Annotated in this window: 21 protein-coding genes and 1 pseudogene; 12 read left to right on the top strand and 10 right to left on the bottom strand. The window is 66.3% G+C overall.

Annotated elements, in window-relative coordinates:
• Positions 1-28: 28 nt before the first annotated feature.
• From AC13C7_RS03515 to AC13C7_RS03500, 4 genes are all read left to right on the top strand, one after another.
• Complete coding sequence (locus AC13C7_RS03515) at positions 29-1,201, top strand: MalY/PatB family protein (protein WP_172320211.1); 1,173 nt, start codon at positions 29-31, stop codon at positions 1,199-1,201.
• Positions 1,202-1,412: 211 nt separating this feature from the next.
• Positions 1,413-2,378 (top strand): L-malyl-CoA/beta-methylmalyl-CoA lyase, encoded by a 966-nt coding sequence (locus AC13C7_RS03510; RefSeq protein ID WP_172320212.1) that lies wholly within the window; start codon positions 1,413-1,415, stop codon positions 2,376-2,378.
• A gap of 79 nt (positions 2,379-2,457) precedes the next feature.
• Positions 2,458-3,618 carry a LytS/YhcK type 5TM receptor domain-containing protein gene (locus AC13C7_RS03505; protein WP_482866616.1) on the top strand — a complete coding sequence of 387 codons (1,161 nt, stop codon included), beginning with the start codon at positions 2,458-2,460 and terminating at the stop codon, positions 3,616-3,618.
• Positions 3,619-3,755: 137 nt separating this feature from the next.
• Positions 3,756-4,718: an acetyl-CoA carboxylase carboxyltransferase subunit alpha gene (locus tag AC13C7_RS03500; RefSeq protein ID WP_172320214.1), complete on the top strand. Its 963-nt coding sequence runs from the start codon at positions 3,756-3,758 to the stop codon at positions 4,716-4,718.
• A 3-nt stretch (positions 4,719-4,721) separates the two neighbouring features.
• On the opposite strand, the gene AC13C7_RS03495 is transcribed toward AC13C7_RS03500, so the two are convergent.
• The 4 genes from AC13C7_RS03495 to AC13C7_RS03480 are packed head-to-tail and all read right to left on the bottom strand — an operon-like array spanning position 4,722 to position 7,620.
• Positions 4,722-5,321: a pyridoxamine 5'-phosphate oxidase family protein gene (locus tag AC13C7_RS03495; protein ID WP_482866615.1), complete on the bottom strand. Its 600-nt coding sequence runs from the start codon at positions 5,319-5,321 to the stop codon at positions 4,722-4,724.
• Positions 5,322-6,044 carry a lysophospholipid acyltransferase family protein gene (locus AC13C7_RS03490; protein ID WP_172320216.1) on the bottom strand — a complete coding sequence of 241 codons (723 nt, stop codon included), beginning with the start codon at positions 6,042-6,044 and terminating at the stop codon, positions 5,322-5,324.
• Positions 6,044-6,946, bottom strand: coding sequence for a cell division protein FtsX (locus tag AC13C7_RS03485; RefSeq protein ID WP_172320217.1), 903 nt, complete (start codon positions 6,944-6,946; stop codon positions 6,044-6,046). The genes AC13C7_RS03490 and AC13C7_RS03485 overlap by 1 nt, the downstream gene beginning before the upstream one ends.
• Positions 6,943-7,620: a cell division ATP-binding protein FtsE gene (locus tag AC13C7_RS03480; protein ID WP_172320218.1), complete on the bottom strand. Its 678-nt coding sequence runs from the start codon at positions 7,618-7,620 to the stop codon at positions 6,943-6,945. Before AC13C7_RS03480 ends, AC13C7_RS03485 begins: the two co-directional genes overlap by 4 nt.
• Positions 7,621-7,786: 166 nt before the next feature.
• Between AC13C7_RS03480 and AC13C7_RS03475 the strand changes: the two genes are divergently transcribed.
• Positions 7,787-8,569, top strand: a complete 783-nt coding sequence (locus tag AC13C7_RS03475) for a zinc-ribbon domain-containing protein (RefSeq protein WP_482866614.1) — start codon at positions 7,787-7,789, stop codon at positions 8,567-8,569.
• Between the two features lie 36 nt (positions 8,570-8,605).
• Here AC13C7_RS03475 and AC13C7_RS03470 read toward each other — a convergent pair whose 3' ends face one another.
• The 3 genes from AC13C7_RS03470 to AC13C7_RS03460 form a co-directional block, all read right to left on the bottom strand.
• Positions 8,606-11,134 carry a DUF4175 domain-containing protein gene (locus AC13C7_RS03470; RefSeq protein WP_482866613.1) on the bottom strand — a complete coding sequence of 843 codons (2,529 nt, stop codon included), beginning with the start codon at positions 11,132-11,134 and terminating at the stop codon, positions 8,606-8,608.
• Between the two features lie 40 nt (positions 11,135-11,174).
• Positions 11,175-12,440, bottom strand: coding sequence for a diaminopimelate decarboxylase (lysA, locus tag AC13C7_RS03465; protein WP_482866612.1), 1,266 nt, complete (start codon positions 12,438-12,440; stop codon positions 11,175-11,177).
• A 131-nt stretch (positions 12,441-12,571) separates the two neighbouring features.
• Positions 12,572-12,874, bottom strand: a complete 303-nt coding sequence (locus AC13C7_RS03460; protein ID WP_172320222.1) for a DUF2834 domain-containing protein — start codon at positions 12,872-12,874, stop codon at positions 12,572-12,574.
• A gap of 176 nt (positions 12,875-13,050) precedes the next feature.
• Between AC13C7_RS03460 and AC13C7_RS03455 the strand changes: the two genes are divergently transcribed.
• The 4 genes and pseudogenes from AC13C7_RS03455 to AC13C7_RS03440 all read left to right on the top strand — a co-directional run bounded on the left by AC13C7_RS03455 (position 13,051) and on the right by AC13C7_RS03440 (position 17,345).
• Entirely contained in the window at positions 13,051-14,688 is a 1,638-nt protein-coding gene (locus tag AC13C7_RS03455) for an electron transfer flavoprotein-ubiquinone oxidoreductase (protein ID WP_172320223.1), read from the top strand.
• A gap of 141 nt (positions 14,689-14,829) precedes the next feature.
• Positions 14,830-15,990: pseudogene (locus AC13C7_RS03450) on the top strand (tetratricopeptide repeat protein); the annotation flags it as partial.
• A gap of 3 nt (positions 15,991-15,993) precedes the next feature.
• The gene (locus tag AC13C7_RS03445) at positions 15,994-16,521 is read left to right on the top strand and encodes a tetratricopeptide repeat protein (RefSeq protein ID WP_482866648.1); all 528 of its coding nucleotides are present in this window, start codon (positions 15,994-15,996) and stop codon (positions 16,519-16,521) included.
• Entirely contained in the window at positions 16,518-17,345 is an 828-nt protein-coding gene (locus AC13C7_RS03440) for a 4-(cytidine 5'-diphospho)-2-C-methyl-D-erythritol kinase (protein ID WP_482866611.1), read from the top strand. The genes AC13C7_RS03445 and AC13C7_RS03440 overlap by 4 nt, the downstream gene beginning before the upstream one ends.
• On the opposite strand, the gene AC13C7_RS03435 is transcribed toward AC13C7_RS03440, so the two are convergent.
• The gene (locus AC13C7_RS03435) at positions 17,338-18,339 is read right to left on the bottom strand and encodes a polyprenyl synthetase family protein (RefSeq protein WP_172320226.1); all 1,002 of its coding nucleotides are present in this window, start codon (positions 18,337-18,339) and stop codon (positions 17,338-17,340) included. The two genes, AC13C7_RS03440 and AC13C7_RS03435, sit on opposite strands and share 8 nt — an antisense overlap.
• Positions 18,340-18,393: 54 nt before the next feature.
• Between AC13C7_RS03435 and AC13C7_RS03430 the strand changes: the two genes are divergently transcribed.
• The 3 genes from AC13C7_RS03430 to AC13C7_RS03420 all read left to right on the top strand — a co-directional run bounded on the left by AC13C7_RS03430 (position 18,394) and on the right by AC13C7_RS03420 (position 19,628).
• Positions 18,394-18,612: a putative signal transducing protein gene (locus tag AC13C7_RS03430; RefSeq protein ID WP_482866610.1), complete on the top strand. Its 219-nt coding sequence runs from the start codon at positions 18,394-18,396 to the stop codon at positions 18,610-18,612.
• Positions 18,587-19,351, top strand: coding sequence for a tRNA1(Val) (adenine(37)-N6)-methyltransferase (locus tag AC13C7_RS03425; RefSeq protein WP_482866609.1), 765 nt, complete (start codon positions 18,587-18,589; stop codon positions 19,349-19,351). Before AC13C7_RS03430 ends, AC13C7_RS03425 begins: the two co-directional genes overlap by 26 nt.
• Before the next feature lie 112 nt (positions 19,352-19,463).
• The gene (locus AC13C7_RS03420; RefSeq protein ID WP_172320229.1) at positions 19,464-19,628 is read left to right on the top strand and encodes a YdcH family protein; all 165 of its coding nucleotides are present in this window, start codon (positions 19,464-19,466) and stop codon (positions 19,626-19,628) included.
• Between the two features lie 99 nt (positions 19,629-19,727).
• On the opposite strand, the gene phbB is transcribed toward AC13C7_RS03420, so the two are convergent.
• Together phbB and AC13C7_RS03410 are read right to left on the bottom strand one after the other, a co-directional pair.
• Positions 19,728-20,450, bottom strand: coding sequence for an acetoacetyl-CoA reductase (gene phbB, locus AC13C7_RS03415; RefSeq protein WP_172320230.1), 723 nt, complete (start codon positions 20,448-20,450; stop codon positions 19,728-19,730).
• A 153-nt stretch (positions 20,451-20,603) separates the two neighbouring features.
• On the bottom strand, positions 20,604-21,779 hold the full coding sequence (locus AC13C7_RS03410; RefSeq protein WP_446119436.1) for an acetyl-CoA C-acetyltransferase: 1,176 nt from the start codon (positions 21,777-21,779) through the stop codon (positions 20,604-20,606).
• Positions 21,780-21,837: the final 58 nt, after the last annotated feature.

Genomic DNA, 21,837 nt, shown 5'->3' with positions numbered 1-21,837 from the left:
CGTAACGGTAACGCCCCAGGAAGGCCCCATGGATTTCAACACGCTCATAGATCGCCGCGGCACCAACTCCTCCAAATGGGACAAGATGGAAAAGCTCTTCGGCGTCTCGCCCGAGGACGGCCTGTCGATGTGGACCGCCGATTCCGATTACCCGACCGCGCCCTGTGTGCGCGACGCCCTGCGCAAGGCCGCCGATTTCGGCGTGTTCGGCTATTCGTGGGAACATCCCGACTACCTTGCCGCCATCGCCTGGTGGATGAAGACCCGCCACGGCTGGGAGGTCGATCCCGACTGGATCCTGACCAGCCAGGGGCTCGGCAATGCCGTCGCCCTGTCGATCCATGTCTGGAGCGATCCCGGCGATCACGTCGCGATCTTCCCGCCCGTCTATCATGAATTTGCCCACAAGATCGAAAAGCTCAGCCGCCGCGTGACCGAATGTCCGCTGCGCCTCAGGGACGGCCGCTATGAGCTGGACCTCGACGACGCCCAGGCCCGGCTGACGGGCAAGGAAAAGATACTGATCTGGTGTTCGCCGCAGAACCCCTCGGGCCGGATCTGGACGCCAGAAGACCTGCGCGCCGTGGCCGAATTTGCCGAGCGCAACGACCTGGTCCTGATCTCGGACGAAATCCATCACGATCTCGTCTACAAGGGCGAAACCTTCGTGCCGATGGATGTCGCCGCGCCCGGTTTCCGGAGCCGCACGGTGACGCTGACCGCCCCCTCCAAGACCTTCAACATCGCGGGCCAGCGCACCGGCAACATGATCATCCCCGACCCCGACCTGCGCAACGCCATGACCCGCCGCCTCTACACGCTGGATTACACGCCCTCGATGCTGGGGGTCGAGATGATCCGTGCCGCCTACGGCCCGGAAGGCGCGGCCTGGGTCGATGCGCAGATGGCGCATCTGGACAAGAACCGGCGGCTTATGGATGACGGGTTGAACGCGATCCCCGGCGTCCGTTCCATGCCGCTGCAATCCACCTACCTCGCCTGGGTCGATTTCACCGGCACCGGCATGACCCATGACGAGGTGATCGCCCGCATCCGCGATGATGCGAAGATCGCGGTCAGTCCGGGGCCCGGTTTCGGCGCGGGCGGCGACGGCTTCCAGCGCATCAACTTCGCCACCCAGACCGCCCGCGTCCAGGAGGCGGTGGAACGCCTGCAGCGCGCCTTCGCCGACCTCCAGTAGGGCGGGCTTCACCCCGCCACGCGCGCGCCCCCGGCGCCCCGAGACGCCGCCGCGTCTGCACAGGGGGCGCATCGGGGGGCGCATCGGGGGGTGTACGCCGATTTTCCGCGAAACCTGCCTTGCCGCAGCGCAGCACTTGCACCCCGACACGCAATATCCTAACCAGTTACGGAACCGATACGACATATCCTTACCCAAAGGTCGCGCATTCATGTCCTTCCGCCTGCAACCCACGCCCCCCGCCCGTCCGAACCGCTGCCAGCTTTTCGGCCCCGGCTCGAACCCCAGGCTCTTCCCCAAGATGGCGGCCTCGGCGGCGGATGTGATCAACCTCGATCTGGAGGACAGCGTCGCGCCGTCCGACAAGGATCAGGCGCGCGAGAACATCATCCGGGCGACGCATGATTTCGACTGGGGCGCCAAGACGCTGGCGGTGCGGATCAACAGCCTCGATACCCCCTATTGGTATCGCGATGTGGTTGATTTGCTGGAACGATCCTCGGACCGGCTGGATCAGATCATGATCCCGAAGGTGGGCTGCGCCGAGGATGTCTATGCCGTCGATGCGCTGATCACGGCGGTCGAGAGCGCCAAGTCGCGGACCAGGCCCGTGAGCCTGGAAGTGATCATCGAATCCGCCGCCGGTCTGGCCCATGTCGAGGCCATCGCGGCCGCCTCGCCCCGCCTCCAGGCCATGAGCCTTGGTGCGGCCGATTTCGCCGCCTCGATGGGGATGCAGACGACGGGGATCGGCGGCACGCAGGAAAACTATTACATGCTGCACGGGCAAAACCGGCATTACGCCGACCCCTGGCACTGGGCCCAGACCGCCATCGTCGCCGCCTGCCGCACCCATGGTTTATTGCCCGTGGACGGCCCTTTCGGGGATTTCTCGGATGACGAGGGCTACCGCGCGCAGGCGCGGCGTTCGGCCACGCTCGGCATGGTCGGAAAATGGGCGATTCACCCGAAACAGATCGCCCTGGCCAACGAGGTCTTCACCCCCTCGGACGAGGCCGTGACCGAGGCGCGCGAGATCCTCGCCGCGATGGAAGACGCCAAGAAAAACGGCGAAGGTGCAACGGTTTACAAGGGCCGGCTGGTCGATATCGCCTCGATCAAGCAGGCCGAGGTGATCGTCGCCCAATCCGACCTGATCGCGGCCTCCGCCGGGTGAACTGCCTAAAATCCGAGATGTTAAGCCCGGGTTAGGGTTCGCGCGGTAATGTCCTCTCCGGGTTAGCGAGGGGACGGGAATGACATACGATATAGATATCTTGCTGGATTTCGTCAGTTCGCTGGCCCTGGTCGCGATCCTGGCGCTGGCCTATGGCACGCTGCGGCGGCGGTTTTCCGGGCCGACGATGGCCCCGGTCCTCCTGGGGTTCCTGTTCGGCACCGTGACCATCATCCAGATGCACACGCCGCTCACCCCGATGGAGGGGTTGATCATCGACATGCGCAACGTGCCGATCGCGCTGGCGGGCGCGTTCCTGGGCCTGCGCGGACTGGCGGTGTGTCTGATCATGGCGATGGCCACGCGCTACGGCATTGGCGGCGTCGGCTGGATATCGGGCGTTGCGGGCATGATCGTCGCGGGCGGGGCCGGGCTGGCCTGGGATCGGCTGACGCGGCAGCGCAGCGTGCGGGGCGCGCGCCCCCTGATGGCCCTTGGCGTCGTGATGTGCAGCCACCTGGTCGCCGCCGTCCTGCTGCCTGTCGATATCGCGATCTGGTTCCTCACCGTCGCGGCTCCGCCCATCGTCGCCCTCAACCTCGTCTCGGTGCCGCTGGTCGGCGCGTTGCTGGAACGCGAGCGGCAATTGATGGCGGGTGAAACGCGGCTGAAAGCCTCGGCCAGCACGGATCCCGATACCGGGTTGCTGACGCAGGCCGCCTTCGCGCGCGAAGTCTCGCTTGCGTCCTCGGCGGGCCGGACCAGCCCGGTTGCCGGCATCCTGATCGTCGGCATCGGCAATCGCAAGGATCTGGCGCAGCTCCATGGATCTGAGGGACTGGCACAGGTCTCGGGCGCGTTGCGCCACCGCCTGAAATCCATGATCACGCATTGCGAATTGCTCGGCCAGTCCGACAACGGGGACATCCTGGTCCCGCTCTTGGCCGATGAAATGACTGACCGGGCCGAGATCGAAACCGCCCTGCGCCGGGGCCTTACCAATTGTGCCATCGCGTTACCGGGCGGCGAGTCCGCCCGCCCGACCGCGTCGGTCCAGCTTCACACGCTGTCCGAAGGCTATGGCAGCCGCGACATCCGGAAACAGTTGGCAAAGCTGCCCCGGCCACGACCCGCAAGCGCGCGCGCGCAGGCCCCGGCCCGACCCAATCGCGGCGCGTCCGGCATACATCACGCCCTCTTTGCCAAGTCCGAAAGGCTGGCCCGCGCGATCCACGGCTGAGGCCGGGACCGGTCGAGACTGCGCCGCCAAAGGCCCCCGTTCGCACGGTCGTGCGACATGCGACCTATCGCATTGCAATTGGCGGTGGAGAAAGCCATATAGAACCGGCCCTGACACGTCCTTCGGAGCCGTCCGCGATGACCAATTACCTCGACTTTGAAAAGCCGCTTGCCGAGATCGAAGGCAAGGCCGAGGAGCTTCGCGCCATGGCGCGCGGCAATGCCGAGATGAATGTCGAGGAAGAGGCCAAGGCGCTGGACAAGAAGGCCGCGGACCTCCTCAAGGAGCTTTATAACACCCTGACTCCGTGGCGGAAATGCCAGGTCGCGCGCCATCCCGACCGGCCCCATTGCCGCGACTACATCAACGCACTCTTCACCGAATACACGCCGCTGGCGGGCGACCGGAACTTCGCCGACGATCACGCCGTGATGGGCGGCATCGGTCGCTTCAACGACCGCCCCGTGGTGGTGATCGGCCATGAGAAGGGCCATGACACCAAGACCCGGATCGAACGGAATTTCGGCATGGCCCGGCCCGAGGGCTACCGCAAGGCCGTCCGCCTGATGGAGCTTGCCGACCGCTTCGGCCTGCCCGTCATCACGCTCGTCGACACGCCCGGCGCCTATCCCGGCAAGGGCGCCGAGGAACGCGGCCAATCCGAGGCCATCGCCCGCTCGACCGAAAAATGCCTGCAGATCGGTGTGCCGCTGGTCTCGGTCATCATCGGCGAAGGCGGATCGGGCGGGGCCGTGGCCTTTGCCACCGCCGATCGCCTCGCGATGCTGGAGCACTCGATCTATTCGGTGATCAGCCCCGAGGGCTGCGCCTCGATCCTTTGGAAGGACGGGGCCAAGATGCGCGAAGCCGCCGAGGCGCTCCGCCTCACTGCGCAGGACCTGGAAAAACTGGGCGTCGTCGATCACATCATCAAGGAACCGCTCGGCGGTGCACAGCGCGACAGGACTGCCGCCATCGCCGCCGTGGGCGAAGCGGTGGAAAAGCTGCTGTCGAAGATGGACGGGCAAAGCGGCACGGACCTGATCGCCGCGCGGCGCAAGAAATATCTTGACATGGGCTCCAGAGGGCTGGCCGCGTAGACGCTACCAGAGCCGCCCCCTGGCATATTCCGCGTATCCGGAATCATAGCCCTCGGCGTCGAATTCCGGCACCATCTCCTTGGCGAACTGCCCCGCTGTCGGCAAACCTTCCGCATCGTCACGTGACCAGAGCCCCGAGCGGATCACCGCCTTGGCGCATTGGTAATAAAGCTCCTGCGCGGTGATCACGATCACCAGCTTGGGATGCTTGCCGCCCTGCTCGAACTGCCCCGTGACGCCCGCATCCGTGGTCAGCCGCGCCCGGCCATTGACCCGGATCACGTTGTTGCTGCCCGGCACCAGGAACATCACCGACACCCGCCCGTCGCGCACGATGTTTCGCAGCGTGTCGATGCGGTTATTGCCGCGCCAGTCGGGCAGCCACAGCGTGCGCTCATCCGCGATATGGACCACCGGGCCGTTATCGCCGCGCGGGCTGCCATCGGTGCCTTCGGGGCCGACCGTGCTGAGAATGCAGAAGCGCGAGGCCGCGATCCAGGACCGGTAGAGCGGCGTGATCACCGGCGTCACCTTGGTCAGCGAGGCGGGCACTGGATCGTCGAACAGCGCCTCCAGCGTCGCGATATCGTCAATATACTCCATCTAGTCCTCCCCCTCGAACCCCGCCTCGGCCATGAGCCGATTGGACGCCGTCTCGACCATCTCCTCAAGGTCGATCATGAATTGCGCGGTCCGCCGCCCCGGCTCGATCACGGGCAGGAACTCGACCACCGCCAGCCCCGGCTTGCGCAGGATGCCGTGGCGCGGCCAGAAGACGCCGACATTGGTGGCGGCAGGCACGCAGGCCTGGCCGGTCTTCTCGTAGAGGATGCCGGTGCCGATCTTGTAGGCCGTCCTGACCCCCGGTGCCACGCGCGTGCCCTGCGGGTAGATGATCAGCTGCCCGCCGCCATGGGCGCTGTTGTTGACGCCCTCGACCATCTGCGTGATCGCCTTGGCGCGCTTGCCGCGATCAACGGGGACACAGCCGATGCGCGTCGCGTACCAGCCCAGGATCGGGGCCCATTTCAGCGATGCCTTCATGATGAAGCGCGGGCGCGGCACGACCGAGACGATCATGATGATGTCGAAGAAACTCTGGTGCTTGGCGGCGATCAGGACCTCGCCCGTCGGCACCTCGCCGCGTATCTCGGAGCGCAGGCCCACCATCCAGGAGGCCGTCCAGCGCACCCACCGGCAATAGGTGTGGACCGCGGCAAAGGCCCCGCGCCGGTCGATCAGCGCCCAGGGCGTGAAAAACACGGCCATCAGCGCCATCATCAGATACATCTGGATGATGAAGACCAGCGAGCGGAGCCATTGCATCACGGCATCCTCCTGAGGGTCCGGAACGCGGCGGCTCGGGTGGCCCAGAAGGCAGTGAAGGCGGCCAGCGGCGGCACGACAAGAGGCCAGAGCCAGTGCCAGCCCGCAAATCCGAGCCCGGTGAGGAACGCGCCCTGTTCCGAGGCGCGCGGCAGGAAGGCGATGGCGATCATGCCAAGCCCCGCCCCAAGCGCCGCGCCCGACAGGGCCCTGATGGTAAAGCGCCGCACGAAGGCGCGGGCGATATAGACATCGCGCGCGCCGACCAGCCGCAACACCCGGATCACCCGCGTGTTCGAGGCCAGCGCCGATTGCGCCGCCAGCGTGATCATCGCCCCGGTCGAGGCCAGGATCAGCCCGAGCGAGACCCAGCCAAGCATCCGTAACCGCCCCGCCGCGCGCACCAGCGGCCTGCGCCAGCGGGTGTGATCGTCCAGCACCGCCCCGGGGGCCTCGGCGGCCAGACGCTGGCGCAAGCCCTCGCTGTCATAGCCCTCGGGCGTTTCGATCACCTCGACGAGGCGCGGGATCGGCAGATCCTCCAGCGGCAGGTCGGGGCCGAACCAGGGCTCCAGCAGGGCGCGCTGTTCCTCGTCGGTCAGGGCACGGGCGGATTCGACGCCGGGGGTCTGCTCCAGCACCTCCAGCACCGCCCATGTCTGCGGCTCGAGTTCCGCCATGGGGGCCGATATGCGGATGGTCGAGGAACGCGCCAGCGCCTCGGACCAGCGGTCGGCCAAGCGGCCCGCGGCCAGCGACAGGGCCAGCGCGAAGACCGCGAGGAACGCCATCGCCCCAGAGGTGAACAGGGTCAGCCGCACCGAATGGCCGCGCCGCGGCACCACCCGGTCGGCCTGCGCGTCGCCCTGGATCAGGGCCAGGATCTGCCGCAGCCGGGTCATAGATCGGACCCCGCCAGTTGCAGCCGCCCCTTGGCGATGCGCAGCACACGCGCGGAAACATGGGTCTTGGCGGCGCGGATCAGGGCCAGGTCATGCGTGGCGACGAGGATGGTCTTGCCCATGCGGTTCAACTCCACCAGCAGTTGCAGCAGGCGCAGCGACATCTCCCAATCGACATTGCCTGTGGGTTCATCGGCCAGAACAACCTCGGGGTCGGTGATGACGGCGCGGGCCAGGGCGGCGCGTTGCCGTTCGCCCCCCGACAATTCCGGCGGCAGCGCCTCGCGGCGGGCGGCGAGACCGACCCATCCCATCAATTCCTCAAGGTTGCCGGCCTCGTCATCACCGCTGCGGCCCGCGACGGTCAGCGGCAGGGCGACGTTTTCGTAGAGCGGCAGATGGTCCAGAAACTCGCAATCCTGATGCACGACACCCATACGCTGGCGGGCGCGCGCGATCTGGTCGCGGGTCATTGTCGCGGTGTCCTGGCCAAAGAGGCTGACCTTGCCCGCGCTTGCGGTCAGGTCGGCATAGCACAGCTTCAGAAGCGTGGTCTTGCCCGACCCCGACGGGCCGGTCAGAAAGTGGAACGACCCCGGCGCCAGCCGCAAGGTCAGTTCGCTCAGTAAGGTTGTGTTGCCATAGCCATAGGCAACTTCGGCCAAGTCAATCACGCGTCGCCCCCGATCCGCATTTCTGGGACCGTCATGCCTCAGTCGGGACGGTCTTGCAATCGCCCTGCCAAGCAATGACTTGGAATAGGCGGGACCGGTTGCTACTGTTCGCGCCAACCAGAGGTAGAGCGACCGTGCATGTGGCGGTCAAGACGGGGTTTTTTTGATGCGCCTGACATGTCCCAATTGCAGCGCCCGCTACGAGGTCGACGACAGCCTGGTCCCGCCCGAAGGGCGCGACGTGCAATGCTCCAACTGCGCCACGACGTGGTTCCAGCCCGGCAACCGGTCCCGGATGGAGGAGGTTGAGGCGGACAGCGGCGAGACGGAGATTGTCGCGTCCGAGCCTGCCCGCCCGGTGCGTGACGGCCCGACGCGCCGCGAGTTGGACCCCGCGATCCGTGACGTCCTGAACGAGGAGCGCGAGCGCGAGGAACAGCTGCGCCGGGGCGCGTCGGCGATGGAATCGCAAGAGGAGATGGCGCTGGAAGACCCGGACGCGCCCGAGCCCGCCTCGGAACCCGCAGCCCCCGAGGACGAGGACGAGGACACCGAAACGCTGGCAGCCCTCAGGGCGGCAACGGCGGTCGGAACGGCCAGCGCGGCCCCGTCCGGGCGCGATCTGCTGCCCGATATCGAGGAAATCAACTCGACCCTGCGTGCGACCACGGATCGCAACGCCCAGGATCAGGACGCCTCGGATATCGAGACGATGGAGGAATTGCCGCGCCGCAGGCGGGGGTTCCGGATCGGTCTGCTGTTGATGCTGCTGATCGGGGCGGCGGCGGTTGCCGCCTATGCCTATGCGCCCGATATCGCAGAGGCCGTGCCGCAGGCCGAACCGATGATGACGGCCTATGTCGCGCAGGTGGACGCGGCGCGCTTATGGCTGGATGACGTGATGCAGGGGCTGGCCGAGCGGCTGAGCAGCACCGCCGGGGAAGGCTGACCGGCTGCTCCTCGACCGCTGACGCGCTCTCCTCGCTTATCGCGGGCCGGTGGCGAAGCGGTCCAGCAGGCGGCGCAGATATTCCAGCTCCACATCGGGCCGGGTCTGATCGGCCGAGCGGCGGCGGATTTCATCCAGCAGGTCGCGCGCCCGGCGGAAGGCTTCCTCGCGTTCCTCGTAGCTCTGATCGGTGCCCATCGAGCCATTGTTGCCCGCCTGCCGCCCGAGCGGATCCTCCAGCGGGCGTTCGCCCTGCATGTTGCCCTCGGCCTGGCCCTGTCCGGGGTCTTCGCCTTCCTCGATCTCGGCCAGCGCCCGGCCCAGTTCTTCCATGCCCTCGCGCAGGCCCTCCATCGCCTCGGACTGGCTGTCCAGCGCCTCGGCGAGGTCGCCGCGCTCCAGTTCCTCGATGGCGTCGCGCATGGCGCGGTTGGCTTCCTCCAGACGGCGCAAAGCCTCTTCGCCGCCCGGTGTGCCGCGTCCGGGTAGGTTCTGCGCCTGCTCGCGCAGTTGCTCACGCAACTGGCGCTGACGTTCGGCCAACGTGCCCTGATCGGCCTCGCCGCCCTCGGCATTGCCCTGCTGGCCGCCTTCTGGCGTCTGACCATCGGGTGCGGGGGCGTTCGGGTTGAAGCGTTCCTGCAGATCGCGGAAGGTCTCGTCGGCCAGCCCCTGCTGATCGCGGAGCGAGTTCTGCAAACCTTCCATCGCCTCCTGCCCCGGCGATTGCGGCCCGTTCGGATCGCTGCCGTTTTGCGACATCTGCATGTTTTCCATCATCTCGCGCAGCGCATCCAGAAGCTCCTGCGCCTCGGCCATGCGGCCTTGCTGCATCAACTCCTCGATGCGTTCCATCATCTCTTCGAGGTCGGCGCGGCTGATCTCCATGCTTTCGCCTTCGCGATCCGGCTCATCGGTGCCGTCTCCGGGCTCCATGTTGTCGGCCAGTTCCTGCATGTAGTCGTCCATCGCCTCACGCAGTTCCTGCATGAGTTGGGCGATTTCCTCGTCGCTCGCCCCTTGCCGCATCGCCTCCTCCAGCCGGTCCTGGGCGCGGCGCAGGCGTTCCAGCGCATCGGCCAGGTCGCCCTCCTCGATCACCAGCGCCACTTCCCAGAGCATCTCGGCCACCTGGTCGCGGGTCTCCAGCGAGACGGAATCGCCCGCCTCAAGCCGCCGGATCGCCACGCGCACCATGCGATAGGCGTTCTCGTCATCGAACAAATCTTCGCCCCGATACGTGATCGCGCGCAAAAGCTGCGCCACGCGCGGCGCGTTTTCGCGCGACCAAAGCAGATCGCGGCGCATTTCCACCAGCGCATTGGCCAGCGGATCAAAGAAACGGCGGCCCGGAAGGCGGTCGACGGTGATCTCCTCCTGGCCCAACTGGCCTGCGTCATCCTCGACGGTCAGGGTCAGGCGCACGGGCAGGTTGGCGAAGGGATGTTCCGACAGGTCCTCGACCAGGATTTCGGTAAACTCGGCGCGGTCGCCGGAAAACGGCAGCGGCAGCTCCAGCGACAGCGGTTCGCGCGGTTCGGGATCGACGCTGAGCCCATAGCGCCGGTCGGCGCGGTCCGGGGCCAGCGCGATCAGGACATGGCCACCCGCGATGCCGTAATCGTCCCGCGCGTCATAGGTCATCTGCACCGATCCCGGCGGCACGCCCGACAGCGGCTCGGCCATGGTGACGCTTGGCGGCTGGTCCTCGATCATGGTGATCTGCCAACTGCGCGGATTGACGCCCGCGATGCTGAGATCACCGCTTTGTTGCAGGGTGAACTGGCGCGACAGCACGTCCTCGCCGGGGGGCACCACGCCGGGATGCAGGGATTGCGACACGTCGATCTGGCCGGGATCGCCATAGAGCCGCAACGTGATGCGCGAGCCTGCGGGGGCCTCGAACGCGGCAGCTTCGATATTGTTGAGGTAGAGCGACGGCAGCCCGGTATAAAGCGGCGGTTCGACCCAACCTTCCCAGCTGGGGCCGTCTGTCGGCTGGGTCTCGACACCCGCGATGGCCTCGCCCACTTCGGCCACCTTCCAGATCGTGCCGAACAAGAGCGCCATGGCGAAGGCGGTAATGGCAAGGAAGCGCAGGCCGTAGGGGTCACGGTCATTGACACGCAGGTCCGGCAGCGGCGCGCGGGCCGAACTCGTGCGTGCGGCCATGCGGGCGATATGAACCTCCCACACGGTCATCGCCTGGGGGTCGCCCGCGCCGATCGCGGGATGGTCGATCAGCGCCGAAATGGGCCGTCCCGGCAGGGTCGCGTCCAGCCTTTCCAGCGCTTCGGCCCGCGTCGGCATCCGAAAGCGGCGGTAGCCCGAGACACAGGCCCAGAGGAGCGCCAGGACGATGACCGCCAGCAGAGCCCACAGAACCTGCTGCGCGAGAGCCTCGGCCAGACCGAAGGCAACCCCCGCCAAACCGGCGATCAGGATCGTCCAGATCGGCCAATAGGCGCGCACGAATCGCTCGGCGATCATGCCGGTGCGGGTCAGGCGCAGCGGCCAGACCAGCCGATCCAACGCGGCGCGCTTGGTGGGATGTGTGTCGGTCATGCGACCTTTCGGGTTGCGCCCTGCGAGAGGCGGGGTGGGTTCATAGCCACTCTGGCAGAATATCGCGGTTTATCATCTCGTCAAATGTCGGGCGGGCCCGAATGACGGCGAATTGATCGTCTTTGACCAAAATCTCGGGGATCAGCGGCCTCGTGTTGTATTCCGAGGCCATCACGGCGCCGTAAGCCCCCGCCGAGCGGAAGGCCACGAGGTCGCCCGCCGCAAGGGGCGGCATATCCCTCGCCCTGGCGAAAGTGTCGCCGCTTTCGCAGACCGGGCCGACGATGTCATAGGGCCGCTGATCGGTGCCGGGGCTAGGTTCGACCACAGGGTCGATATCGTGATAGGCGCCATACATGGCGGGGCGGATGAGGTCGTTCATCGCCGCGTCCAGGATCAGGAAATCGCGCCCCTCGCCCTCCTTCACATAGATCACCTGCGTCACCAGGAGCCCCGCATTGCCCGCGATAAGGCGTCCCGGCTCGATCTCGACCTCAACGTCAAGATCACCGACGCAAGCCTTGATCAGCGCGCCGTATTCGGTGGGCAGGGGCGGGGCCGAGTTCGACCGCGCATAGGGAATGCCAAGCCCGCCGCCAAGGTCAAGACGGCGAATATCATGGCCTTCGGCACGCAGCGTGCGGGTGAGGTCCGCGACCTTGCGGTAAGCCTGCTCGAACGGCTCCAGCTCTACCAACTGGCTGCCGATATGCACGTCGATGCCGACCACCTCCAGCCCCGGCAGGCGGGCGGCCTCGGCATAGACCTCGACCGCGCGGGCGATGGGGATGCCAAACTTGTTCTCGGATTTGCCGGTGGCGATCTTTTCATGCGTGCGGGCGTCCACATCGGGATTCACGCGGATGGTGATGGGCGCGGTCAGCCCCAAGTCGCTGGCCACCTGTGAAAGGGCCCGCATCTCCGGCTCGCTCTCGATATTGAACTGCCGCACACCGCCCCTCAGCGCCATTTCCATTTCCGCGCGGGTCTTGCCGACCCCCGAAAAGACGATCTTTTCCGGCGGGCATCCGGCGGCGATCGCGCGGGCATATTCGCCGCCCGAAACCACATCCATGCCCGCGCCAAGCCCGGCCAGCAGCGTGAGCACGGCCTGGTTGGAATTGGCCTTCATCGCGTAGCAGACGGTGTTGTCGATCCCCTCCAGCGCGTCCTTGAAGAGGCGGTAATGCCGTTCCAGCGTGGCGGTGGAATAGACGTAGAAGGGCGTGCCGACGGCCTCGGCGATCTCGGCGATGGCGACGTCTTCGGCGTGCAGGTGGCCGTTGCGGTAGAGGAAATGGTCCATGGGGCTTGGGCTCTTTCGGGGATGCGCGTCGCGCAGGTAGCATCTGGCGAGGCGGAATCATAGAGAGGGGGATGCAGCCGGTCGACCGGTCGCGCACGCGCGGCGTCGACGCCGCGCAAACCCCGCCCCGATCACCCCGGGCGCCGAATGGCCAGGTAGAGCGGCAAGCCGCAACTGACCCCGATGAAGAAGGTGGCGGGAATGGCGACAAGCGACCAGTAGTGGCGCTGCCGCAGGGCCTCGACCAGCACCCAGATCGTCAGCGCCGCGGCGGCGATGGTCAGATCCCAGACCAGCCCGCTGGTGGCGGCATTGGCGTGCCAGGCCTCGACCATGCCGGACAGTGACCAGCCGTTTTCGCGAAACCAACTGACGAAGTAATACATCGGCCAGATCGTGCCGATAAGGGCAAGGGCCAGGTAGATCAGGCGCATCGGGCAGACCTCCGCAGGGGACATGACGTTGCGAAACAACCTAGCCCGGACCGCCGATCCGGCAATGTGACGCTGCGCCCGTGATTGACCTGTCCCGCACGGCGCGCTACGCCTTCCCGAACCTTTTTTCAGCGATACCGGCGGGCAGGGCCACGTCGAGCCAGGGGGAACGCAGGATGTCCGAGACGACACGCGAATCGATGGAATATGACGTTGTGATCGTCGGCGCGGGGCCTGCGGGCCTGTCTGCCGCGATCCGGTTGAAGCAGCTCGATGCCGATTTGCAGGTCGTGGTGCTGGAAAAGGGCTCGGAGGTCGGCGCACATATCCTGTCGGGCGCGGTGCTGGACCCTTGCGGATTGGACGCGCTGATCCCCGACTGGCGCGAGCGTGGCGCCCCGATCACCGTGCCGGTGCGCGAGGATCAGTTCTATGTCCTGGGCGAGGCGGGCAGGATCCGGGTGCCGAACTGGCCGATGCCGCCGCTGATGTCGAACCACGGCAATTACATCGTCTCGATGGGCAATGTTTGCCGCTGGATGGCCGAACAGGCCGAGGAACTGGGCGTCGAGGTCTTCCCCGGCATGGCCTGTTCCGAGCTGATCTATGGGGACAATGGCGAAGTGAAGGGCGTTGTCGCGGGCGAGTTCGGCAAGAACCCCGATGGCACACCGTCGGACGCCTATGAGCCGGGGATGGAACTGCATGGCAAATACGTCTTCATCTCCGAGGGCGTGCGCGGATCGCTGGCCAAGGAGCTGATCGCCAGATACGACCTGTCCTCGGGCCATGAGCCGCAGAAATTCGGCCTCGGCATGAAGGAAATCTGGGAGATCGACCCCGACAAGCACCGCGAGGGGCGCGTCACCCACACGATGGGCTGGCCGCTTGGCAAGAACGCGGGCGGCGGGTCGTTCATCTACCATCTCGACAACAACCAGGTCTATGTCGGATTCGTCGTTCACCTGAACTACCGGAACCCGCATCTCTACCCCTACATGGAATTCCAGCGCTTCAAGCATCACCCGATGGTGGCGGAGCTGCTGGAGGGCGGCAAACGCGTGGCTTACGGCGCGCGGGCGATCACCGAGGGCGGCTATCAGTCAATGCCGAAAATGGTGTTCCCGGGCGGCGCGCTGCTTGGCTGTTCCGTCGGCATGGTCAACGTGCCGCGCATCAAGGGCAACCACAACGCGATGCTGTCGGGCAAGGCGGCGGCGGAAGCGGCCTTTGAGGCGATCAGCGCGGGCCGGTCGTCGGATGAGCTGACCAGCTACGAGACCGAGGTGCGCCAGGGCGCCATCGGCAAGGACCTGAAAAAGGTGCGCAACGTCAAGCCGATGTGGTCGAAATGGGGGCTGACGCCGTCGCTGATCCTTGGCGGCTTCGACATGTGGACCAACAACCTGCTTGGCCTGTCGATCTTCGGCACCATGAAACACGGCAAGACGGATGCCGAGGCCACCGAACTGGCCGACAAGCACCAGCCCATCGACTACCCGCGCCCCGATGGCAAGATCAGCTTTGACCGGCTGACCAATGTCTCGTTCTCGATGACCAATCACGAGGAGAGCCAGCCCTGCCACCTGACCCTCAAGGATCCGTCGGTGCCGATCGAGGTCAACCTGCCGAAATACGCCGAACCGGCGCAGCGTTACTGCCCGGCGGGGGTCTATGAGGTCGTGGACGGCAATTTCGTCATCAACTTCCAGAACTGCGTGCATTGCAAGACCTGCGACATCAAGGATCCGAGCCAGAACATCAACTGGGTCACGCCGCAGGGGGGCGACGGGCCGAACTATCCCAATATGTGACCCGCGCGCGGCCCGGTCGGGGGCGCCTGTCATCACTTCCCCATCAGCAGCGCGGAAATCGGGCCTGCCGGGGCGTCGCCCGCATTGCCTCGCCCCGCGCGGCCCCCTAGACTCGCGGCTGTGTCTGAGCAGGAGAGTTTGATGCGCATCTTCACCCGTCTGGCCTTGATCGCCGGTATCGGCCTGAGCACCCCGGCCATCGGTCAGGTGACCGTGCAACTGGACTTCGCCGGTCCCTACCTGGCCGCGCGCCATGCCGCCCTGCAGGGCGATCACCGCGTCGCGGCGGAATATTTCCTCGAGGTGCTGTCAGGCGATCCCGAGAATCACGTGCTGCGCGGCGATGCGATGCTGGCGCTGGCCGCCGTGGGCGACTGGGACCGCGCCAGCGCTTTGGCGGCAGAACTGCCCGCCGAGATGGAGGGGCGCGAGTTTGCCGACCTGATCTTGCAGATCGCCCGCATCCGCGATGGCGACCTGGCCGGGGCCTCCGAGGCCATCGCCGAACAGCGCGGCGCCGGTCCGCTGGTCGATCCGATGCTGGCCGGGTGGCTGTTCCTGGGCGAGGGCGACATGAGCCGCGCCACCGAAACCTTCGTAAGCATCATCGAAAGCAACAGCCCGATTGCGGGCCTCGTGCCCTACCAACTGGCCCTGGCGCGCGCCTCGGTCGGCGATTTCGAGGGCGCGGATCGGATCTTCTCGGGCGAGGAATACGGGCCGCTTCAGGTCAGCAGCCGGGGCCTGCGCGCCCATGCGCAGGTTCTGGTGCAACTGGACCGGCACGAGGACGCGCTGGAGCTTCTGGACACCGCGCTTGAACGCAATGGCGACCAGAGCCTTGTCGTGCTGCGCGCATCCATCGCCGAGAACCCGACCCGGCCCTATGATTTCATCACCACCCCGCAGGAGGGGATGGCCGAGGTTCTGTTCAACCTCTCCCGCGCGCTCGGCACCGAGGCGGGCACGACCCTGCCCCTGATCTACGCCCGCGCGGCCCATGTCATCGACCCCGAGCATGTCCATTCCCTGCTGCTGGCCGCCGATATCCTGGCCGAGACCGGGCAATACGTGCTGGCCGAGGAGACCTACGCCCAGGTCCCGCGCGAGAACCCGCTTTTCGTCGATGCCGAACTGGGCCGCTCCGAGGCGCTGTTCCAGATGGACCGCACCGATGCCGCCGTCGAGGTCTTGAGCGCGCTGGTGCGCGACTACCCCGCGATTGCCTCGGTCCACACCGCGCTTGGCGATGTGCTGCGGCGTCTCGAACGCTACGCAGGGGCCGTCACCGCCTATTCCGACGCGCTGGACCTTGTCGATCGCAGCCGCGAACGGACCTGGTTCCTCTACTACGCGCGCGGCATCAGCTATGACAACCTGGAGCAATGGGAAGAGGCCGAGGCCGATTTCCGCGCCGCGCTTGAGCTGTCGCCCGGTCAACCCAACGTGCTGAATTACCTCGGCTATTCCCTTGTGGAACAGCGCCGCAACCTTGACGAGGCGCTGGACATGATCGAACGCGCCGTAACGGCCCGGCCGACCAGCGGCTATATCGTCGATTCGCTCGGCTGGGTATTCTACCGGCTTGGCCGTTACGAGGAGGCCGTGGACCCGATGGAACGCGCGGTGGAGCTTCTGCCCAACGATTCCATCGTCAACGACCATCTCGGCGATGTCTACTGGATGGTCGGGCGCGAGCGCGAAGCACGGTTCCAGTGGAGCCGCGCCCTCTCGTTCGGTCCGGAACCCGCCGAGGCCGCCCGCATCCGCCGCAAGCTGGATGTGGGGCTCGACGCCGTGCTGGCCGAGGAAGAGGAGAGCGGCGGCCAGTGATCGTCGAAAGGGCGCCCGCCAAGATCAACCTGGCGCTGCATGTGACCGGCCTGCGGACGGACGGGTATCACCTGCTCTCATCGCTGGTGGTGTTTGCCGATTGCGGGGATGTGTTGCGGTTTGAACCGGCGCAGAGGCTGACGCTGGAGGTGACCGGCCCGATGGCCAAGGGCGTGCCGACGGGGGCGGCGAACCTGATCTTGCGGGCGGCGGCCTTGTTCGGAACGGACAAGGGCGCGCGGATCACCCTGGAGAAACACCTGCCCCATGCGGCGGGGATGGGCGGCGGGTCGGCGGACGCCGCGGCGGCCCTGCGCGGCCTGTCGCGACTCTGGGGCCTGCCATTGCCTGCGCCGGAGGCGCTCCTCTCTCTCGGCGCCGATGTGCCGGTCTGCCTGTCCCCGGCGCCGCAGATCATGTCCGGCATCGGTGAACGCCTGACCCCCGCCCCCGCCCTGCCCGCATGTCACGCGGTCCTGGTCAACCCGCGCGTTGCGGTGCCCACGGGGCCGGTCTTTGCCGGATTGGCGCGCAAGGAGAACGCGCCATTGGAAGCACCGGATTGGCAGGGTTTCACCGGGTTTGTCACGTGGCTGGCCCGGCAACGCAACGATCTGGAGTCGCCCGCCCGCGCATTTGCGCCCGCGATCGGTCAGGCGCTGGACGCGCTGACAGGCGAAGACGTGCCCCTGGCGCGGATGAGCGGCTCGGGCGCCACCTGTTTCGGGCTGTGCGAAACACAGGCACAGGCCGATGCCACCGCCGGTCGTATCGCGGCGCAAAACCCTGGTTGGTGGGTTCGCTCCGCGCCGATCCTCAGCTGACCCGCGCCACCACGAAATCCGCCAGTTCCGACAGCATGTCGCACAAGGGATGTTCCGGCACCTGCGCCAGCGCGGCCTTGGCATCATTGGCATGGCGCAGCGCCTCATCGCGGGTTTCTTCCAACGTGCCATGGGACTGCATCAACCGCAGGGCCTGTTCCAGATCGCCCGCGCGCTGGTCGCCCTTCTCGATCACGCGGGACCAGAAGGCACGTTCCTCCGCGCCCGCCTTCGCCACCGCCTTGATCACCGGCAGGGTCAGCTTGCGTTCGCGGAAATCGTCGCCGGTATTCTTGCCCATAGCCCCCGATGCGCCACCGTAATCCAGCAGGTCATCGACAATCTGAAAGCTCATGCCAAGCGCATCGCCATAGCGCGCCAGCGCCGTGACCTGCGCCTCGGGCGCGCCCGCGATGACGCCGCCCACTTGCGTTGCCGCCTCGAACAGCGCCGCCGTCTTGCCCCGGATCACCTGGGCATAGACCGCCTCGGTGGTGCCGAGGTTCTGCGCCGCCGTCAATTGCAGCACCTCGCCCTCGGCAATCGTGGCCGAGGCATTGGCGAGGATATCCAGCACCCGCAGCGACCCGGTTTCGACCATCAACTGGAACGAGCGCGCAAACAGGTAGTCGCCGACCAGCACGCTGGACTTGTTGTCCCATAGCAGGTTCGCCGTCGGCCGCCCGCGCCGCTGGCCGCTTTCATCGACCACGTCGTCATGCAGAAGCGTTGCCGTGTGGATGAACTCGACCGTCGCGGCCAGCTTGCGGTGATCCTCGCCTGTGTAGCCGCAGATGCGCGCGGCGGCCAGCGTCATCATCGGGCGGATGCGCTTGCCGCCCGCCTCGACCAGATGGGCGGTCACTTCGGGAATGCGCGGCGCGTGCTCCGAGGCCATGCGCGTGCGGATCAGCGCATTCACCGCCTCCATATCCTCGGCCAGGTAGTCCCTCAGCCGGTCATGGGGCCGGGTTGCAGCATCCGCCAAGCTCATGTCCCGTTCATCCTTCTCTCGACAAGCGGGGCCGTTCCGCCTATCTGCCTTTCCATGAAAGAGCTTATGCGCAGCACGGACCCGACCTTGATTGCCTTTGCCACGGCGCTCCTGTCGGGCGAGGATATAGAGGTCTTCGTGTTGGACGTCCATATGAGCGTGCTGGAAGGCTCCATCGGCATTTTGCCGCGCCGGATGATGGTGCGGGCCGAGGATCACGCCGCCGCCGAGCGCGTGCTTCTGGACAATGACATCCCCCTTGGCCGTGGCTGAAGCCGACCTGACGCGGGACGCCTTCCTGGGCGGGCGGGTCTTGGCGTGGCAACCCAGGCACGGGTATCGCGCCGCGATGGACCCGGTGCTGCTGGCGGCCAGCATCGAGGCGCGGGCCGGGGACAGCGTGCTGGAGCTTGGCTGTGGCGTCGGGGTCGCCTCGCTCTGCCTTGCCGCGCGGGTGCCGGGGCTGAGGCTGACGGGGGTGGAGCGGCAGGCAGACTATGCCGACCTGGCCCGGCGCAATGCGGGCGATGCGATGCAGGTGGTGACCGCCGACCTGACCGACCTGCCCGCCGATCTGCGCCAGCTGACATTCGACCACGTCATCGCCAACCCGCCCTATTACGCATCCGGTGGCGGCACCGGGGCACGCGATCCGGGGCGCGAGGCCGCGCTGCGCGAGGAGACCGCGCTGGCCGACTGGATCGCGGTTGCGCGGCGCAGGTTGCGGCCCAGGGGCTGGCTGACGCTGATCCATGCGGCGGACCGGCTGCCGGAGACCCTGGCGGCACTTGCTCACGGCTTCGGGGCCATCGCCATCCGCCCCCTTGCGCCGCGCCGGAACCGGCCCGCGAACCGCGTCCTGATCCGGGCCCGCAAGGACGCCCGCACCCCCGCCACGCTGCTGGCCCCGCTGGTCCTGCATGAGGGCGCGGTGCATGTCTCGGACGGGGACGATCACAGCGCCATCGCCCGCGCGATCCTGCGCGACGCCGCCCCCCTGACCTGGTCCTGACCGGCACAGGATTGCCGGTTTGTGACAGTTCTATGAAGCTAATGCGTGACAGAAGCGCCAAGCTGTGCTTCGCTGGTGGGGCCCAGGTTTCACAAACAGAGAGGAGAATTGAATGTCCGTAGGTGCTCATCTTCAGGAACTGAAGAAGAAACATGAGACCCTCTCGAAACAGGTCGAGGAAGCGCAACGCAGTCCGGGAACGGACGACATCAAGATCCAGAACCTCAAGAAACAGAAGCTCCGGCTGAAGGAAGAAATCACGCGCCTCGACAGCTGAGGACATGCCTTGAATGGCCGATAACCATAGACACTGAAACGCAAAAACGGCCGAGCGATGTGATCGCCCGGCCGAATTTTCTTGATCGCCTATGGCCGCTCAGCTGAAGAACTGCGCCCCGTTGGCCGAGATGGTCGAGCCATTGACGAACCCGGCCTCGTCCGAGACCAGGAAGGCCACGCAGCGCGCGATCTCTTCAGGTTCGCCAAGCCGACCCGCCGGGATCTGGCCGATGATGGATTCGCGCACCTTTTCCGGCACCGCCATCACCATTTCGGTCGCGATATAGCCGGGGGCCACCACGTTGGCCGTGATGCCCGCGCGCGCGCCTTCCTGCGCCAGACTGCGCACGATGCCGATATCGCCGGCCTTGGTCGCGGCATAGTTGACCTGCGCGAACTGCCCCTTCTGGCCGTTGACCGAGGAGATCACGACCACGCGCCCGAACTTGCGTTCGCGCATTCCGGGCCAGACCGGATGGATGGTGTTGAAGACACCGGTCAGGTTGGTGTCGATCACCTCTTTCCACTGCTCCGGCGACATCTTGTGAAACGGCGCATCGCGGGTGATGCCCGCATTGGCGACGACGATCTCGATCGGGCCGAGATCGGCCTCGACCTGTTCGATGCCCGCCTTTGAACTGTCGTAATCGGCGACATTCCACTTGTAGGTCTTGATACCGGTTTCATCGGTGAACTTCCTGGCGGCCTCGTCATTGCCGGCATAGGTCGCGGCGACGGTATAGCCCTCGGCCTGAAGTTTCTTGGAAATGGCTTCGCCGATACCGCGGCTGCCGCCTGTGACGAGTGCTACTCTTGCCATGAAATTTCTCCATTCATCCCTGTTGGTCCAGTAACTCTGTTACGCGACGGGCAATCCGAGCGCAACAAAGTTACCGCGCCGCAATGCCAAAATCTCGGTGAAGCCCGGTGCCGGGGGGCGTATCTGCACCCCGGCGCGGAACTTGCCGATATGTTACGGGCGTTCGACACAGAGCGCGACACCCATGCCGCCGCCGATGCACAGCGTGGCGAGGCCCTTCTTTGCGTCGCGGCGCTGCATTTCGAAAAGCAGCGTGTTGAGGACGCGCGCGCCCGATGCCCCGATCGGGTGCCCGATGGCAATCGCGCCGCCATTGACGTTCACGATGGACGGATCCCATCCCATGTCCTTGTTCACGGCGCAGGCCTGCGCGGCGAAGGCCTCGTTGGCCTCGACGAGGTCCAGATCGTCGACCGACCAACCGGCCTTTTCCAGCGCCTTGCGGCTGGCATAGATCGGGCCGACACCCATGATCGACGGGTCCAGACCGGCGGTGGCATAGGAGGCGATGCGCGCCAGCGGGTTGATCCCCCGCTTCTCGGCCTCATCGGCGCTCATCAACAGGACGCCAGCGGCGCCGTCGTTCAGGCCCGAGGCGTTGGCGGCGGTGACCGAGCCGTCCTTGGTGAAGGCGGGGCGCAGTTTCTGCATCGCCTCCATCGTGGCACCGTGGCGGATGTATTCGTCGCTATCGACGGTGACATCGCCCTTGCGGCCCTTGATGGTGAAGGGGACGATCTCATCCTGGAACCTGCCTGCCTTCTGCGCGGCTTCGGCCTTGTTCTGGGAGGCGACGGCGAATTCGTCCTGCTGGTCGCGGGAAATCTGCCACTTCTCGGCGACGTTCTCGGCGGTTTGACCCATGTGATAGCCGTTGAACGCGTCCCACAGGCCGTCCTTGATCATGGTGTCGATATATTTCATGTCGCCCATCTTCTGACCCTGGCGCAGCGGGGCCGCATGGGGCGACATCGACATGTTCTCCTGCCCGCCCGCGGCGATGATCGAGGCATCGCCCAACATGATGTGCTGCGCACCAAGCGCCACGGCCCGCAGGCCGGACCCGCAGACCTGGTTGATGCCCCAAGCGGCGGATTCCTTGGGGAAACCGGCGTTGATATGGGCCTGGCGGGCGGGGTTCTGGCCCTGCGCGGCGGTCAGGACCTGGCCCAGGATGGTCTCGGAGACCTCGGACTTATCGACGCCCGCACGCTCCACCAGCGCGTTGAGGACGGTGGTGCCCAGATCATGGGCGGGGGTGTTGGCGAAGGAGCCAAGGAAGCTCCCCACGGCGGTGCGGGCGGCAGAGGCGATAACGACATTCGTCATGTCAGATCCTTTTCGGTTGGTCGGTGCTGTCCATGCGGCGCGGGGCCTGTCGGATCAG

This window comes from Alterinioella sp. B-7, from assembly GCF_056857775.1.
Note: the sequence above shows the minus strand (reverse complement) of the source record. Positions and strands in the feature narration are given on the sequence as shown.